The sequence below is a fragment of the Paenacidovorax caeni genome, assembly GCF_001298675.1.
GTDB lineage: Bacteria > Pseudomonadota > Gammaproteobacteria > Burkholderiales > Burkholderiaceae_C > Paenacidovorax > Paenacidovorax caeni.
Genome location: NZ_CYIG01000022.1, coordinates 25,866 through 38,861, shown reverse-complemented (window position 1 = coordinate 38,861; position 12,996 = coordinate 25,866). Strand labels below are relative to the sequence as shown.

Here is a 12,996-nt window from a genome sequence, read left to right as displayed (position 1 = left end):
TCAGCACCCTGCGATCACCTGGGCATCCACCTTCGGAAAGCCCACTTGCGCAGCCGCGTTCAGGGCGCGGCTGACCAGGTTGTTGACCACCTGGGGATAGCAGATGCTCACCACCTCGTTCGTGCGCTGACCGTGGGCCGTCTGGATCAGGCGGGCGCGGATGGCGTCCATGGCATCGGCCTCGAACACGTCCGCCAGCTTCAAGCCCAGGCGCTCAAACTTGAGCTGCAGGTAGGCTTCCACGTCGTTGTCCAGCGGCTCCATGGCGATTTGCTCGCAGCGCTGCACGATCTCGCGCACCTCCGGGTTGCGTTCGCTGAGCATGTTGAACAGCTCGTTCTGCCCGATGAGGCACACGCCCAGCAGGCGGCGCAGGCCGTCCTTGAGTTCCATGAAGTTCTTGAGGTGCTTCAAGGTGGGAATGGGCAGGCGGTGGGCCTCCTCGATCACCAGCAGGTGCGTGTAGCCCGCGCTGCGGCTGGCCTTGAGCAGCTCGTGCACCTGCTTGTAGCGGGCCTGGGGGCTGCTCTTGAGGGCCATGCCGGGGGCCAAGGCATCCACGATGGATTCGGCGATGTGTCCACTGCGCAGGGGCTTGCCGCGCGCCTCGCTGGGCTCCACGCCGTGGATGTAGGGCTTGATGAGGACGATGGGGCGGCGGTCCTCTCGGATGCGCTCCTCCAGCTCCTCGCGCAGGGTGCTCTTGCCCGAGCCGCTCTGCCCGATGATGGCGACGAAGCCATGGTTGGTGGCCGCATCCATCATCGCTGCGCGCACGTAGCGGCCATGTTGGCTCGCAAATACGTCGTCACGGCACTGGATGTCGTCGGTGAATGGACTGCGCGGCAGCTTGAAGTGCTTGCGCGCGGCGGGGGTGATGGGTTCGCAGCGAAGTAACATCGACTCTTCCTCCTGGGTTTCGATTGCGTCGGGGTTCACGGGGACGGCCTCGCCGGGGTGCAACCCGGCGGGGCCAACTTCTTTGGGCGCTGCTACATGCGGCAGCACCAGGTCGCGTAGATGGGCCATGGACACGCCACGGGCCTTGAGAAAGTCCACAGCACGCTTGCGCACGGCGGCAGGACTGCGCGCAGGCAGCAGGCCATGACGGACAAGGCGGCACGCGGCAGCAGCCGACAGACCCACGCCACGGGCGAATTCGGCCTGTGTGATCTCGTGCTGCTGCAGTACGGGCTGCAGGGGGGGCATCACGGGCATGGAGGCAGTGGCGTGCATCACTGGCCTCCCACCACGCGCAGGCTGGCGCGCACCGTGAGACGGGCCTCCAGTGCGCCCAGCTCGGCTTCGGGAACGCCATCGGGGTGCAGGCTCTTGAGCGAGCCGACCAGCTCGGGCGACATGGGCACGCCCCTAGCGGCCAGTGCCTTGGCAGCCTCGAAGTGGGTCAGCAGCTCGGGCGCGGCCTGGGCCACGCTGGCGCCGGTTTGCAGCTCGGTGCCTCGGCGCGGCAGCATGGCAACGTCGGGCAGGTCCGCGTGGTGCTTGTAGGGGTCCAGCGCGCCTCCGAGGGGCAGCGCCTTGGCCTTACGCGCGGCAGCGGCCTGCTCGTCGGTCTGCGCGCTGGTAGCGATGCGCTCCACCAGCTTGCGGTTGGCGTCTGCGGCGGTCTCGGGCAGCGCCTTGTACTCGCGGCCGATGAGTGCGGCGCCTTCGGCGAAGCCGTGCGCGTCGCGCTGCACCTCGGGTACTTCAATCAGCACTTCGCCGCCCTGGGCATCGCGGTCTAACACATAGGCCGTGGCCGGGTTAAAGGGGTTGAAGGTGACGGTGAGCTTCTCGCCCACCATCACGTTTGGTACCTGCTTGACCGACCACACCCGTCCGTTGAAGCGCACGCACAGCCCGCTATCCACCTTGGGGGTGGCGGGTTCATGGGTGAGCAACTGGCGCGCCAGGTCGGCATCCACCAGGCGCAGCTGCTGTTGGGTGATCTCCATCCACTTGGCCCAGCGGGTCAGGCCGTGGCGGCTGTGCACACGAACGCTGTTGTAGTAGCGCATCCAGTGGGCGGCCTGCGCATTGATCCAGGCGATGCTGGGCACATGCTGGAACTTGAAGCCGCTCTCGAAGTTGGTCTCGACCAGGTTGTGGGCGTTTTCCACCTGGCCCTTGGCACGCGGGTTTCCCGCCTCGTTCACCACGGGCTTGACCTGCAGGCGGCGCAGCAGCGTCTTGAACGCGCCGCCGATACCCGCGCTGCCTGGGTCCATCATCAGGTGGAACGGCACGCCGTACATCTGCTGGTCGGGGCGCTTGGCGATCGCGGCCAGGAAAGCCTCGGCCATGTTGACGATGGACTCGCCCCCAGCCACGTAGTGCACGAAGATGGCGCCGCTGCAGTGGTCGGTGAGCACGTAGCGCGTGAGGCGCTGGCGTTTGATCTTTTCGAAGTTCTCGGGCTTGTTCTTGTAGAACACCGCCTTGTCCATGTCGGCCACACCGCCCTCAGGCACATAGAACAACGTGCTGATGGAAGCGTCGATCTGCCACACGTCGTTGGGGTGCTCGCTGGCCAGGGCTTGTGCCGGCTCGGGCTGGCGCAACTGCTCGGGGTGCAGCCGGTAGGTGCGCAGCGCGCGGGCGCAGGCGCTGTCGGACAGCGGCCGGATCTCGCCAGTTGCAGCATCCAGCGTGCAGGCAAAGTGCGGCCGGTTGGCGCGCAGCCGCACAAGCGCCAGCTTGAGGGCGTGGATGGCCTTGTCATTGGCGCGGTAGCCCTCCATGAGCGTTGTGCTCAGCAGTTGCGCATCGGGCAGGCTCAAGGCGGTGGAGCCTGCATCGGAACGGCGTTTGCGTTCAGGTTTCACGGTGACCTCCTTAATGCGGCGCATGAGCGTGGCGCGCGACAGACCCAGGTGCTGGCAGGCGGCTGCGTAGACGGCCTCCTTGCCGCCGTGGCCGGCCGCCTGAGCGCGGCGTGCCACGTCCAGCAGGGCTTCGATGAGTGCGGGGCTCATGCAGCAGCCTTCAGTTCGCTTGAGCGGCTCCAGCGCCTTGCGCGGTGGCCCAGCGCTGCCACTCGGGCTGAGCGCCGTCCGCCAGGCTGGGCAGGTTGAATTCGTCGCGCAGCAGGGTCAGGTCGGCCATGAGCTGCCCCACCATGCCGGCCATGAAGGTGCCGTTGTCCTCCTGGTGGTTCTGCAGGGCGACTAACGCCGCGCGCAGCTGGCCACGGATGGCGCCCTGGGCGGCGAGCAGGTGGGTGGTGGCTTCTTGCTGGAGGCGTGCCAACTCCTCGTCAGGTGGCAGCTTGGCTATGCGCTCCTGGGCGCGCTCCAGCTGGTCGATGCGGGCCTGCTTCTTGGACATGACGGCCTTGGTGGCGTCATGCTCGGCGCGTGTTTCGCGCAGCGCGGCACGCAGCTCCTTCACGCTCATGGTGGCCACGTCGTCGAGGGAGAGCTCGCCAGTTTGACCGGTGAGCTCCAGCTCCTCGATCTGCTCGTCGTCTAGGACGAGCATTTCGAACAGTTTGGACTGCGAGCCAGCTGCCGTCAAAACGGGCGACGTCGCCCGTTTTGTGAACTTGATGGCCGACTGCATGAATCGGCGAGCAACGCGTTCTTCAATCCCAAGTACATCCAGCCTAGCAATGAAGCTGCCGTGTTCGCACGCTTCCTTCAGGACACGCAGACCACGCCCCACTTCCAGGCAGGCTTCCACGGAGCGGCGCATGTTGGCGGCAATGTCGCGCTGGATCAGGTCGGGGTCGGTGGCGTCTGCCGGCAGCTGGTAGCCCAGCTGCTGTGCCACAGCGCGAACGGTGGTCTCGCGCTGGGATAGCGCAAGCGCTTGTGCGGCCTCGTCGGCGCGCATCAGCGTCATAGCGTCTGCGAACTTCTCCTGGTCGATGGTCTTGTCATCCACGTCTTGCACTTCGATGGTCTTGGGTGGGCGTGCCATGGGTTTCTTTCTCAGTCGGGGTTGCGGGTGAATCGGTTGCGGGCTTCATCCACGCGGCGTTGGGCCGCGTCGATGCTGTTGAGGACCTTGATGGCTTGCTGCGGCAGGCGGGGGGTGAGGCGCCAGTGGCCGGTGGCGTCGTCGCGCTCGGCCAGGCCCGCGATGCGCAGGTTGTCCAGGTCGCGGGTGATGGCGCTGGGGGAGACGCGCAGTAGCTCTGCGAGCTTGGATGGCGGGTAGCCGTTGACCACATCACAGAACAGGGCCAGCTGCAGCTGCAAGATGCGTTGCTGCGCGGCGTTGGTGTAGTCGGTGGCGCGCTTGGTCATGCGTCGAACTCCAGCTCGGGCGTGGCGTAGCGCGCCACGTTGGCGTGGTGGTAGGCCACCTGCTCCAGGTGCAGGCGCAGGGCGGCCAGGGTGGCTTCGGTGTCGGCCTCGGTGGGGGCCTGGTAAAAGGCGGTGAGCAGCTGCAGGGCGGCTGCGCAGCTGCTGTTCATGTCCAGCAGCTCGGTGCCTTCGGCCTTGCGTCCGGTGGGCATGGGCACCACCAGGCGGCCGGCACTGGCGGCCAGCCATTCGCTGATGTAGTTGCAGCCGCAGGCCAACTCGAAGGTCGGGATCAGGATGGCGGGCATGCGCCCCGTGGCCAGCCACTTGTAAAGGGCGTCGTGCGTGGCACCCATGCGGTCGGCAATGCGCTCCACGCTCAGGTTGTGCTTGGCCTGGGCGAATTCCTTGCACAGGCGCATGGCATGCACCAAGCTACTGGGGCGCAGGCGCTTCCAATCGCGGCGGATCATTGGAAGCCCCCTTCATGAGCCACGTCCAAACATATGCCGGAGTGGAAATACTGAAAGTGGCTTTCAGGGTGGCAAAGTGCGGCCATCACACCGGGCAAGGAGGCCGCAATGGACAGCACAGACTTCGATGAACTCGCCGCACGCATTGACGCCATGGGACATGCGCTGCTGCGGGTGGTCGCTGAACTGGAGGTTGCGCAAGTCATCGATGGCCCCCGTGTGTCACACGCATGGCGGCTGGTGGCGACGCAGCAGCATCCAAGGGACAAGCGTCAGGACGCAGTGCAGGCTCTGCTGAATCGGATGGCTGATTTGCTGGACGAGGCGCGACAGCATCGCGCGGCCCCCCGATGACTGCGGCAGGTATGGAAAATCCGAGTGCGTCGCGGCCGCAGCTGGCGGCGCAAGCCGTCAGCGCTGCGTAGCCTCGATTTGTTACAGTTGGCGCGGGATGCATTTGCATGGCCCTCACGCTGCCAGCGCGGTGTAATGCTGCACGCCGGTGGTGCGCGAAATCTCGCCATGCTTGAGGCCCAGTGCAACGGCAATGTTGTGGCTTTCGCCACGCAGGCACTTGCGCTTGGGGTTGCGCTCGTCGTCGTTGAGGATGTAGCCGACCAGCACGGGTGAATAGCCGTGCTGCTTGGCCCAGCCGGAGATTGACCAGCCACGGCTGGCGAATTCCTGGCGCACCTCGGCGCGGGTTTTGAGGGGCATGGTGGCTCCTGGGTTGTTGGCACTTGTTGGCGCAAGTGCCGTTTGGTTTTGACTTGTTTGAATTATGGGAAAGAAATCTTTCCCTTGCAATAGGCTTTTGGGAAATATTTCATGCCCATTGGTGAGCGATTGCGCGAGGAACGCGAGCGGCTAGGGTTGAGTCAGCCCAAGTTCGCTGAACTCGCTGGCACGACTAAGCAAACGCTGTTCTCTTGGGAGAGCGGGAGAACTGCGCCCGATGGCTTTCAGATGGCCGCCTTCTCAGCCGCAGGCGTGGACGTTCTCTACGTACTTACGGGCGAGCGCAGCGGTGCACACCCCGCGCACGATGCTGCCGAGCAGGTATTGCTCGACAGCTACCGGCGGTGCAGCGCTCAGGCGCGCCAGCACCTGATTCAGACAGCGGCGCTGTTGGCGGCGGGACTACCGCCAGCGCCAGCGAAGAAAAGCGCTGCTGCCGCTGGCAGTGGCGGTGGGCAATCGGTAGTGGGTGACAACGCAATTCAGATTGGCAGCGTGACAGGTAAGGCGCGCATCAAGAGCAAGTGAGGTTCCAGGCGTGGGCGAGCTATCAAACAAATTGCTGGCCTGGCTGGCCCGGCTGCTTCCAAAACAAACAGTGCATGGCGACGATGCAGTGCAGGTGGGCCATTTGAAGGGTGACTTGCATTTGGATCGCAGCACAAACAGCAGCGCGCTGCATGTGACCCATGTCACTCAGCATATTTATGTTCCTGCACCAGTGTCGGCATGCGATCAAACAGCGGCCAATGACTCCCCCATGACCCCAGAGCAGCGCGAGGTGCTGGCGCTGATGAGGCAACTGAGGCCGCGTGCCTACAACCAGGTGGTGAGTTTTATGCGCCGCGAGCTAGGCACCGGCCTAGTCCGCCAGCTCCATGGCCAGCAGCTATACCGAGTGCGACGCTATGTGGAGACAATCCAACGCAATCAGGAGGAAGAGCGGGCATGATCAAGCAAGCAGTTTTCACATGCGCCCTATTTGCGCTGACACCGGCATGGGCGATCAACAAGTGCATGGGGCCAGATGGCAGGGTGGTTTACCAGGCGACGGCGTGTCCAGACGCTGGCGAACTCGTGGGCGCTGAGATCGCTCGCCGCGAAGCCGAACACAAAGCCGAACGCGAAGCAGAAGCCAAGCGAAGACAGATCAGTGAAGAAACATCGCGCCGCACATGGGCGGAGTACGAGTCAAAACAGAAGCAGCGCCAGCAATTGTGCGGAGGGCAAATACACGATGTGCCTTTTGTCGGCATGACAGTGCATGCAATGGAGAACTGCACGCGCTTTTGGGAGCGCTACGGTGCAGGCGCGCACGTCAATGAGACAGAGACTTCAAACGGCGTTAATCGTCAATATGTTTTCCGGGTCGGCGGCATCAAGTACCTGTACACGGACGGCGGAAAAGTGACTGCTATACAGCGATAGGCGCCAAGGCCGGATGAAGCAGCCAACGACGATCAACATTGAATAGGAGGGGGAGCATGCTCAAGACTTGTCAGAAGTGCCACCATCCCAACCCGTCTTCCACAGGCGCGGAGTTCGATGCTTGCCCGGAGTGTGGCGCGATTTATAGCCGCGTGGATGCCGCTCAAGCAACCCAGGCAGCTGCACGCGCAAGCACGCCAACGAACCTAGAAAGGGTGCGTGCAGCAAAGGCGGATGAACGGCAGCGCAAGACGCTGCGGTGGCAATACGGGATCATTCTTGCGTGCCTGGCTGTTGCCATCCCCAATTGGATTTATCACGAGATATGGGGGGCCTATGCGCAGCAGCGAAAGTCCGAGAGAACTGCGCGTGCCGCCGATGCCGCACGGGCTGCTGCGGCTCCGGTTGTTTCCAACAGCGCGTGGAATGGCTCCGTATTGCAGGTGGAGCAGTACCTCAAGAGACATCTCAAAGACCCATCATCACTGGAAGTGATCGAGTGGGGCAATGTGGTGTCTGGCCCAGGTAACGACTTCATGGTTCGGGTCAAGTACCGGGCGAAGAACAGTTTTGGAGGTTACGCCATCGAGCAAAAGGTCTTTCGACTGGACGCGAATGGCGCGGTGAGGGGCGTCAGCGATATATGACCCCAACCGGCCACCCAGGCGTTGACTGGAAGAAGGCCCCCAGGCTGGCGCGCTGGTGGGCCATGGATGCGGGCGGAAAGGCGCACTGGTTCTGTGAACCCGATGTGGCGGCCTTCACCGACTTCTGGTTTTCAGAGCGCGCACCCGCACCGGACTTCGGCTATGTGGGCGACTACAAGCAGTCCTTGACGGCACGGCCAGCCCGGGCCGGGATGAAGGCCGCGCGCGGCGACCAATGACGATCACACCAACAAGGAAGCGCCATGCCCGAAGGAACCAAGATGAGCAGTAACGAGCAAGACGAAGTTCTGGCACTGTTGAACCAGATGGTGAATACCATCACTCGCCTGCAAGCGCGCATCGATGCAGCCGAATCGTTGGCCGTGTGCTTGTTTGCACGATTGCCGCGCGCGGAGCAGGATGAGGTCATGGAGGCTGCTCTCGACCGCACCGAGGCCGTAGCTGACGCCCAGATTCCGTTGACCGATCTTGAGGCATATCGCACTGCCGCCCAGAAGCTATACACAGTTTTGCTAACAAAGCGCGGTGTGCGTTAGCCAGCTCCATGGCACCTGGGCCATGTTCGGCTAGGTTGCGTAGGCGTTCCCCCAGCAACGCCAGTCGCTGTCGAAAGAGGGGCAGTGGTGGTTGCGTCATGCCCTGCATGGTGCAAGCGCCCGCAGCCCCTCAATAACTAAAACGCTTTACTCACGCCATCTCGCACCTGCGCGGCATCCTGCCGTGCATGCATATCAAACCTCACATCCCCCTGTGGCTGCGCGCCCCGCGCAACAGCCTGTTCCTCGTCCTGGCGGTGGTGCTGCTGGCATGCATCGCTGTGGTGTCTCCGGTGCAGTTACCGGTGGCACTGTACAAGTTGACGCTGATTACGTTGGCGGCGGTGATCGGCTACTGGCTCGACCGCGCGCTGTTCCCATACGCTCGCCCCGACAGCTACCTTGAGCGCGACTGGCGGCGCGGCACGACCGAGCCCGAGGGGGACGCTGACTTCCGCGTCGTCAGCGGCTACGAGCTGGTGTTCATGGCGGCGATGCTGCGCCGTGCTGTCGTTGTCGGTTGCGTCGTCATCGGCGTGGCCATGGGGCTGTGATGCGGCAGGCGCTCAAGGATTTGGCCGCAGCCGTGGGCCTGGTGCTGGCGTGCGCGCTGCTGTCTTTCGTACTGCCCGCGCGTGCCCAGGTGCCGCAGGCAGCGCAGCAGCACCGCGCGCTGCTGGTGCGCACGGCGCATGCCGCCTGGGGGCTTGATGCGCCCGTAGCCGTGTTCGCGGCCCAGGTGCACCAAGAAAGCGCCTGGCGCTCTGATGCGGTCTCGCGCGTGGGCGCCCAGGGTCTGGCGCAGTTCATGCCCGCCACCTCGCGCTGGATCGCGGGCATTGATCCGGCACTGGCCGCGCAGCAGCCCTTTAGCCCGGCCTGGGCGCTGCGCGCACTGGTCATCTACGACCGCTGGCTCTACGACCGCACGCCCGCGCGCTACACGCCGCGCGAGCGCATGCACGTTGCGCTGCGGGCCTACAACGGCGGGCTGGGCCACTGGCAGGCGGAGGCGGCGGCCACCGGGGCCGTGCGGCCTACGCAGGCCCAGGTAGATGCAGCATGCGGGAGGGCCAAGCGCGCCCCGGTGCACTGCCCCGAAAACCTGGGCTACCCCCACCGCATCCTTGTCTTGATCCAGCCGCGCTATGCGGCCTGGGGGCCGGGGCTATGAACGGCCGCGCCCTTGTCATCGCGGCCGCCATTCTCGGCGCCATTGTGGGTGTGAAGCTGTGGGAGTCCCACCTGATCGCCAAGGGCGATGCCCAGGGCGCAGCGCGCGTGCAAGCCGCCTGGGACGCGCAAGAGGACGCCCGCAGCCAGGCTACCGCCCGCGACAACGCCATCAAGTTTCGTAACGCCGAAAGGACCGCCCATGAAGACGCCAAGCGCGAGGCTGCGCGGGCTGCTCGTGACGCTGCTGCTGCCGCTGCTGTGCGCGGCCTGCGCGCCGAGATTGCCCGCCTCAACGCCCGCCCCGATCCCTACCCGGCAGGAGATGCCGGACTTGCCGCCTGCGCTGGCGAAGCCGCCACCGCCCGAGAGCTACTCGGAGAGAGCAGCGGCGCATATCAGCAACTGGCAGCAGAGGCTGACGGGCTCCGCGACCAGGTGATCGGCCTGCAGCAGTTCGCCCGCGACGTATGCCGTGCGGGCACGGGAGGCGCCATTGACAGATGACATCGACCGCGCCCAGGCGCGCGAAGCCGAGCTACTCGCCGATGCCCTGCGCGACCACGCGCGCCGCGCTGGCCTGGCGGGCAAGACGGTGGCCGACTCGGCCGAGTTTTGCCAGGCCTGTGCAGAGGACATCCCCGATGCGCGGCGCCGTGCCGTGCCGGGCGTTCAGTTCTGTGTGGCGTGCCAAGCGCGCCGGGAGAGGAAGGGGAATCTGTGACGGTACAAGCTGATTTTTGGCAGTTGGTGGGGTTCGGCGCAGCGCTGCTCAGCGGCTTCGCCGCAATCATCTTCGGCGCGGGAAAGCTCATTGCGGGCCAGTTTGAGAAGCGCATTTCCGAGCGCTTCGAGGCCATGCGGGTTGAGCGGGCGGCCGAGGAAGCCCGCACCAACGAGCGCTTCGATGCCCTGCAGCGCGCCCGCGAGCTGGAGGCCCAGGGCATCACGAATCTGGAGCGTGAGTTCTTGAAGTTCCAGGCTGATCTGCCCCTGCACTACGTGCGCCGCGAGGACTACGTGCGCGGCCAATCCATCGTGGAGGCCAAGCTCGACGGCTTGGCAACCAAGATCGACAACGCGCAGTTGCGCGCATCCATGAAAGAACGAGGGAGCCCATGAGCACCGCTATCGACACCGCCCGTATCCGCCGCGAGAACCTGCGGTGGCTCATCATCCTGACCCTGAACAACGCCCGCCCGATTGGCGCGTATGAAGGCCCCATCCTGTCCGTGGCCCAGTCGGAATACCCGGACGCCACGCCGCTGGAACTGCGGCGCGAAATGGACTACCTGCACGACCGGCAACTGGTGCAGGTGGACAAGCAGCCCTCGGGCCGGTGGTTCGCCGAACTGACCCGCATCGGCGTTGATCTGGCCGAGTACACCATCCCCTGCGAGCCTGGCATTGCCCGGCCCGAGAAGTACTGGTGAGCCATGGGCCGCAAGAGCAGCATTGACCGGCTCGACCCGGAGATCAAGGCGTACATCCAGGCCATGCTGGCTTCGGGCAGCATGACGCTGGATGAGCTGATCGCCGACCTGCAGGGGCGCTTTCCCGCCGCCGCGACGGCGGGCGACTTGCCCAGCCGCTCGGCGGTAGGCCGCTATGGGCAGAAGCTGGAGCGGCGCCTGTCGGCCATCCGCGCCAGCACCGAGGCGGCGAAGCTGATTCAGCAGCATGCGGGCGACGACAAGGACGCGCGCAGCGAGGCCCTCACGGCGATGGTGCAGACGGAGCTTTTCGAGGCCATCCTGATGTTGCAGGAGGCCGATGAGCAGGGGGAAGATGGCGAGAAGATCGACCACGAAAAGCGCGTGGAGGTCCTGAGCAAGGCCGCCAAGAACATCGCCACGCTCACGCGCAGCAGCATCAACCTCAAAGAGTTCCAGGCGAAGGTGGAGGAAGCCGCGCGCCGCAAGTTGCTGGCCGAGCAGGAGGCCAATTTGCAGGAGGTCGCCAAGGCCCAGGGCATGGATGAGGCCCAGGTGGATTTCTGGCGACGCAAATTCCTGGGGATTGGGCAATAAGCATGCACGCCATCAAGCCCCTGGCCACCACCGTGCGCACGCTGGAATGGGACGACCTCCCGGCCAGCGTGCGATCCATTCCAGAGGGGTTTAACCCGCTAGACGATGGGGTGCTGATGAAGCACCAGCGCGAAGTGGCAGCCATCCAGGCGTCCATCATTGCCGTGCCCAAGGGGCGCCGCACCGGCATCACCTTCGGCACCATGCTGAACAAGACGCTGGTGGCGGCCGCGCGCAAAAGTGCAGGCGGCGACAACGTGTACTACATCGGCGACACCAAAGAAAAGGGCCTGGAGGCCATCGGCTACTGCGCCAAGTTCGCCCGCGTCATCGCACAGGCCCAGGGCCAGGGTGCATCCGGCGTCGAAGAATTCCTATTCGAGGACCAGGACGACAACGGCAAGACCAAGCACATCACAGCCTACCGCATCCGCTTCGCCTCGGGCTTCCAGGTGTGCGCGCTGTCCAGCCGCCCGGCCAACATCCGGGGTCTGCAGGGCCATGTTGTCATTGATGAAGCCGCCTTTCACCCGGATGTGCAGGGCGTGCTGGATGCCGCGACCGCCTTGCTGATCTGGGGCGGCCAGATCACCGTCATCAGCTCGCATAACGGAAAGAGCAACCCCTTTGCCCAGTTCTGCCGCGACATCGAGGCCGGCCGCTACGGCGCCGATGCGCGCGTGGTCACTGTCACGTTCGATGACGCCGTGGCCAATGGCCTCTACGAGCGCTACTGCTACATGAAGGGCATCCAGCCCACGCCGGAGGGCAAGCAAGCCTGGTACACCAGGATTCGCAACGGCTACGGCGTGCGGAAGGCCGCCATGCGGGAGGAACTAGACGCCATCCCGCGCGACGGCAACGGTGTATGCCTGCCCGGTGTGTGGATTGAGCAGGCCATGGTGCTGCCTGACTCCAGCGTTCTGCGCCTCACGTTGGATGACGACTTTGTGCTCAGGAGCCCGGACGAGCGCGCGGCGTGGGTGGCTGATTGGATCGAGCGCTACCTCGCCCCGGCCCTGGAGCGTCTCGACAAGAACGAGCGGCACGTCTTCTCGCATGACTATGCCCGCCATCGGGACTTCTCGGTCTGGGGTGCGACGGCGCTGGGTGTGGGTATGCGCCGCAGCGTGCCCCTGTCCATCGAAATGCACAAGGTGCCGTACGCGCAGCAGAAGCAGATCTCGTGGTACGCCATTAAGCGCCTGCCGCGCCGCTGCGGCGGCGCAATAGACGCGGGCGGCAACGGCGAACCCATGGCCGAGGAGACCGCCGACGAGTTCGGCCACGCGCATGTCCACCAGATCAAGTTGAACCGTACCTGGTACGGCACATGGATGCCCAAGCTCGTGCAGGGCTTTGAGGACGGGATGATCGACATCCCCGCCGACCCGAACTATGCGCAAGACCTCCGTGCCATTGAGGAAGTAGACGGCGTTCCGATGGTGGTCAAGGCCCGCCGCAAGGACGTCAAAGACCCCGACCTGTTCCGGCACGGCGACAGCGCCGTGATGCTGTGCCTGGGCTGGTTCGCCACGCTCAACCTGAGCGCCCCTATCGACTTCATTCCCGCTCCCGCGCTCCCGCGCGGCTTCGACAACCTCGGCGCGGCCGATGACCACGACGCGGAAGACGCCCTCAGCCCGTTCGCAGAGGACTACATCCGCCTGGTCGAATCGCACGCCACCTGGTAGCAC

At 64.8% G+C, this 12,996-nt stretch carries 21 protein-coding genes and 1 pseudogene; 16 read left to right on the top strand and 6 right to left on the bottom strand.

The window, feature by feature from the left end; genetic code table 11:
• The 5 genes from BN2503_RS10850 to BN2503_RS10830 are packed head-to-tail and all read right to left on the bottom strand — an operon-like array spanning nucleotide 1 to nucleotide 4,726.
• Nucleotides 1-1,236, bottom strand: coding sequence for an ExeA family protein (locus tag BN2503_RS10850; protein ID WP_054256675.1), 1,236 nt, complete (start codon nucleotides 1,234-1,236; stop codon nucleotides 1-3).
• A complete protein-coding gene (locus BN2503_RS10845; protein ID WP_054256674.1) occupies nucleotides 1,236-2,978 on the bottom strand; it encodes a DDE-type integrase/transposase/recombinase in 1,743 nt (580 codons plus the stop codon). Before BN2503_RS10845 ends, BN2503_RS10850 begins: the two co-directional genes overlap by 1 nt.
• A 10-nt stretch (nucleotides 2,979-2,988) precedes the next feature.
• A complete protein-coding gene (locus tag BN2503_RS10840; RefSeq protein ID WP_139235450.1) occupies nucleotides 2,989-3,924 on the bottom strand; it encodes a hypothetical protein in 936 nt (311 codons plus the stop codon).
• An 11-nt stretch (nucleotides 3,925-3,935) separates the two neighbouring features.
• Nucleotides 3,936-4,253 carry a helix-turn-helix domain-containing protein gene (locus BN2503_RS10835; RefSeq protein WP_054256673.1) on the bottom strand — a complete coding sequence of 106 codons (318 nt, stop codon included), beginning with the start codon at nucleotides 4,251-4,253 and terminating at the stop codon, nucleotides 3,936-3,938.
• A complete protein-coding gene (locus tag BN2503_RS10830) occupies nucleotides 4,250-4,726 on the bottom strand; it encodes a hypothetical protein (protein WP_054256672.1) in 477 nt (158 codons plus the stop codon). Before BN2503_RS10830 ends, BN2503_RS10835 begins: the two co-directional genes overlap by 4 nt.
• 108 nt (nucleotides 4,727-4,834) lie before the next feature.
• Here BN2503_RS10830 and BN2503_RS10825 point away from each other — a divergent pair, with 108 nt between their 5' ends.
• A complete protein-coding gene (locus BN2503_RS10825) occupies nucleotides 4,835-5,080 on the top strand; it encodes a hypothetical protein (RefSeq protein ID WP_054256671.1) in 246 nt (81 codons plus the stop codon).
• A 114-nt stretch (nucleotides 5,081-5,194) separates the two neighbouring features.
• Here BN2503_RS10825 and BN2503_RS10820 read toward each other — a convergent pair whose 3' ends face one another.
• Complete coding sequence (locus BN2503_RS10820; protein ID WP_054256670.1) at nucleotides 5,195-5,443, bottom strand: DNA-binding protein; 249 nt, start codon at nucleotides 5,441-5,443, stop codon at nucleotides 5,195-5,197.
• Between the two features lie 111 nt (nucleotides 5,444-5,554).
• Here BN2503_RS10820 and BN2503_RS20955 point away from each other — a divergent pair.
• From BN2503_RS20955 to BN2503_RS10750, 15 genes and pseudogenes are all read left to right on the top strand, one after another.
• Nucleotides 5,555-5,635, top strand: a pseudogene (locus BN2503_RS20955) (helix-turn-helix domain-containing protein); the annotation flags it as partial.
• 57 nt (nucleotides 5,636-5,692) lie between these two features.
• Nucleotides 5,693-5,992, top strand: coding sequence for a hypothetical protein (locus BN2503_RS10815; RefSeq protein ID WP_233495054.1), 300 nt, complete (start codon nucleotides 5,693-5,695; stop codon nucleotides 5,990-5,992).
• 10 nt (nucleotides 5,993-6,002) lie between these two features.
• Nucleotides 6,003-6,416 (top strand): hypothetical protein, encoded by a 414-nt coding sequence (locus BN2503_RS20030; RefSeq protein ID WP_139235449.1) that lies wholly within the window; start codon nucleotides 6,003-6,005, stop codon nucleotides 6,414-6,416.
• Entirely contained in the window at nucleotides 6,413-6,892 is a 480-nt protein-coding gene (locus BN2503_RS10805; RefSeq protein ID WP_074930300.1) for a hypothetical protein, read from the top strand. Before BN2503_RS20030 ends, BN2503_RS10805 begins: the two co-directional genes overlap by 4 nt.
• Before the next feature lie 56 nt (nucleotides 6,893-6,948).
• Nucleotides 6,949-7,539: a hypothetical protein gene (locus tag BN2503_RS20025; protein WP_139235448.1), complete on the top strand. Its 591-nt coding sequence runs from the start codon at nucleotides 6,949-6,951 to the stop codon at nucleotides 7,537-7,539.
• Nucleotides 7,536-7,778, top strand: coding sequence for a hypothetical protein (locus BN2503_RS10795; RefSeq protein WP_054256665.1), 243 nt, complete (start codon nucleotides 7,536-7,538; stop codon nucleotides 7,776-7,778). The genes BN2503_RS20025 and BN2503_RS10795 overlap by 4 nt, the downstream gene beginning before the upstream one ends.
• A 24-nt stretch (nucleotides 7,779-7,802) precedes the next feature.
• Complete coding sequence (locus BN2503_RS10790) at nucleotides 7,803-8,096, top strand: hypothetical protein (RefSeq protein ID WP_054256664.1); 294 nt, start codon at nucleotides 7,803-7,805, stop codon at nucleotides 8,094-8,096.
• Between the two features lie 188 nt (nucleotides 8,097-8,284).
• Complete coding sequence (locus BN2503_RS10785) at nucleotides 8,285-8,650, top strand: putative holin (RefSeq protein WP_199445249.1); 366 nt, start codon at nucleotides 8,285-8,287, stop codon at nucleotides 8,648-8,650.
• Nucleotides 8,650-9,270 (top strand): transglycosylase SLT domain-containing protein, encoded by a 621-nt coding sequence (locus tag BN2503_RS10780; RefSeq protein WP_054256663.1) that lies wholly within the window; start codon nucleotides 8,650-8,652, stop codon nucleotides 9,268-9,270. Before BN2503_RS10785 ends, BN2503_RS10780 begins: the two co-directional genes overlap by 1 nt.
• The gene (locus tag BN2503_RS10775) at nucleotides 9,267-9,776 is read left to right on the top strand and encodes a hypothetical protein (RefSeq protein ID WP_054256662.1); all 510 of its coding nucleotides are present in this window, start codon (nucleotides 9,267-9,269) and stop codon (nucleotides 9,774-9,776) included. Before BN2503_RS10780 ends, BN2503_RS10775 begins: the two co-directional genes overlap by 4 nt.
• Nucleotides 9,766-9,993, top strand: a complete 228-nt coding sequence (locus tag BN2503_RS10770) for a TraR/DksA C4-type zinc finger protein (RefSeq protein WP_054256661.1) — start codon at nucleotides 9,766-9,768, stop codon at nucleotides 9,991-9,993. The genes BN2503_RS10775 and BN2503_RS10770 overlap by 11 nt, the downstream gene beginning before the upstream one ends.
• Nucleotides 9,990-10,391, top strand: coding sequence for a hypothetical protein (locus tag BN2503_RS10765; RefSeq protein ID WP_074930298.1), 402 nt, complete (start codon nucleotides 9,990-9,992; stop codon nucleotides 10,389-10,391). The genes BN2503_RS10770 and BN2503_RS10765 overlap by 4 nt, the downstream gene beginning before the upstream one ends.
• Nucleotides 10,388-10,702 (top strand): hypothetical protein, encoded by a 315-nt coding sequence (locus BN2503_RS10760; protein WP_054256660.1) that lies wholly within the window; start codon nucleotides 10,388-10,390, stop codon nucleotides 10,700-10,702. The genes BN2503_RS10765 and BN2503_RS10760 overlap by 4 nt, the downstream gene beginning before the upstream one ends.
• Before the next feature lie 3 nt (nucleotides 10,703-10,705).
• Entirely contained in the window at nucleotides 10,706-11,299 is a 594-nt protein-coding gene (locus BN2503_RS10755; protein WP_054256659.1) for a DUF3486 family protein, read from the top strand.
• 2 nt (nucleotides 11,300-11,301) lie between these two features.
• Complete coding sequence (locus tag BN2503_RS10750; RefSeq protein ID WP_054256658.1) at nucleotides 11,302-12,993, top strand: hypothetical protein; 1,692 nt, start codon at nucleotides 11,302-11,304, stop codon at nucleotides 12,991-12,993.
• Nucleotides 12,994-12,996: the final 3 nt, after the last annotated feature.

Excerpts from the sequence above, each read along its gene's own strand:
- BN2503_RS10850 (WP_054256675.1), bottom strand. The coding sequence starts at position 1,236 with ATGCACGCCACTGCCTCCATGCCCGTGATGCCCCCCCTGCAGCCCGTA.
- BN2503_RS10845 (WP_054256674.1), bottom strand. The coding sequence starts at position 2,978 with ATGAGCCCCGCACTCATCGAAGCCCTGCTGGACGTGGCACGCCGCGCT.
- BN2503_RS10840 (WP_139235450.1), bottom strand. The coding sequence starts at position 3,924 with ATGGCACGCCCACCCAAGACCATCGAAGTGCAAGACGTGGATGACAAG.
- BN2503_RS10835 (WP_054256673.1), bottom strand. The coding sequence starts at position 4,253 with ATGACCAAGCGCGCCACCGACTACACCAACGCCGCGCAGCAACGCATC.
- BN2503_RS10830 (WP_054256672.1), bottom strand. The coding sequence starts at position 4,726 with ATGATCCGCCGCGATTGGAAGCGCCTGCGCCCCAGTAGCTTGGTGCAT.
- BN2503_RS10825 (WP_054256671.1), top strand. The coding sequence starts at position 4,835 with ATGGACAGCACAGACTTCGATGAACTCGCCGCACGCATTGACGCCATG.
- BN2503_RS10820 (WP_054256670.1), bottom strand. The coding sequence starts at position 5,443 with ATGCCCCTCAAAACCCGCGCCGAGGTGCGCCAGGAATTCGCCAGCCGT.
- BN2503_RS10815 (WP_233495054.1), top strand. The coding sequence starts at position 5,693 with ATGGCCGCCTTCTCAGCCGCAGGCGTGGACGTTCTCTACGTACTTACG.
- BN2503_RS10805 (WP_074930300.1), top strand. The coding sequence starts at position 6,413 with ATGATCAAGCAAGCAGTTTTCACATGCGCCCTATTTGCGCTGACACCG.
- BN2503_RS20025 (WP_139235448.1), top strand. The coding sequence starts at position 6,949 with ATGCTCAAGACTTGTCAGAAGTGCCACCATCCCAACCCGTCTTCCACA.
- BN2503_RS10795 (WP_054256665.1), top strand. The coding sequence starts at position 7,536 with ATGACCCCAACCGGCCACCCAGGCGTTGACTGGAAGAAGGCCCCCAGG.
- BN2503_RS10790 (WP_054256664.1), top strand. The coding sequence starts at position 7,803 with ATGCCCGAAGGAACCAAGATGAGCAGTAACGAGCAAGACGAAGTTCTG.
- BN2503_RS10785 (WP_199445249.1), top strand. The coding sequence starts at position 8,285 with ATGCATATCAAACCTCACATCCCCCTGTGGCTGCGCGCCCCGCGCAAC.
- BN2503_RS10780 (WP_054256663.1), top strand. The coding sequence starts at position 8,650 with ATGCGGCAGGCGCTCAAGGATTTGGCCGCAGCCGTGGGCCTGGTGCTG.
- BN2503_RS10775 (WP_054256662.1), top strand. The coding sequence starts at position 9,267 with ATGAACGGCCGCGCCCTTGTCATCGCGGCCGCCATTCTCGGCGCCATT.
- BN2503_RS10760 (WP_054256660.1), top strand. The coding sequence starts at position 10,388 with ATGAGCACCGCTATCGACACCGCCCGTATCCGCCGCGAGAACCTGCGG.
- BN2503_RS10755 (WP_054256659.1), top strand. The coding sequence starts at position 10,706 with ATGGGCCGCAAGAGCAGCATTGACCGGCTCGACCCGGAGATCAAGGCG.
- BN2503_RS10750 (WP_054256658.1), top strand. The coding sequence starts at position 11,302 with ATGCACGCCATCAAGCCCCTGGCCACCACCGTGCGCACGCTGGAATGG.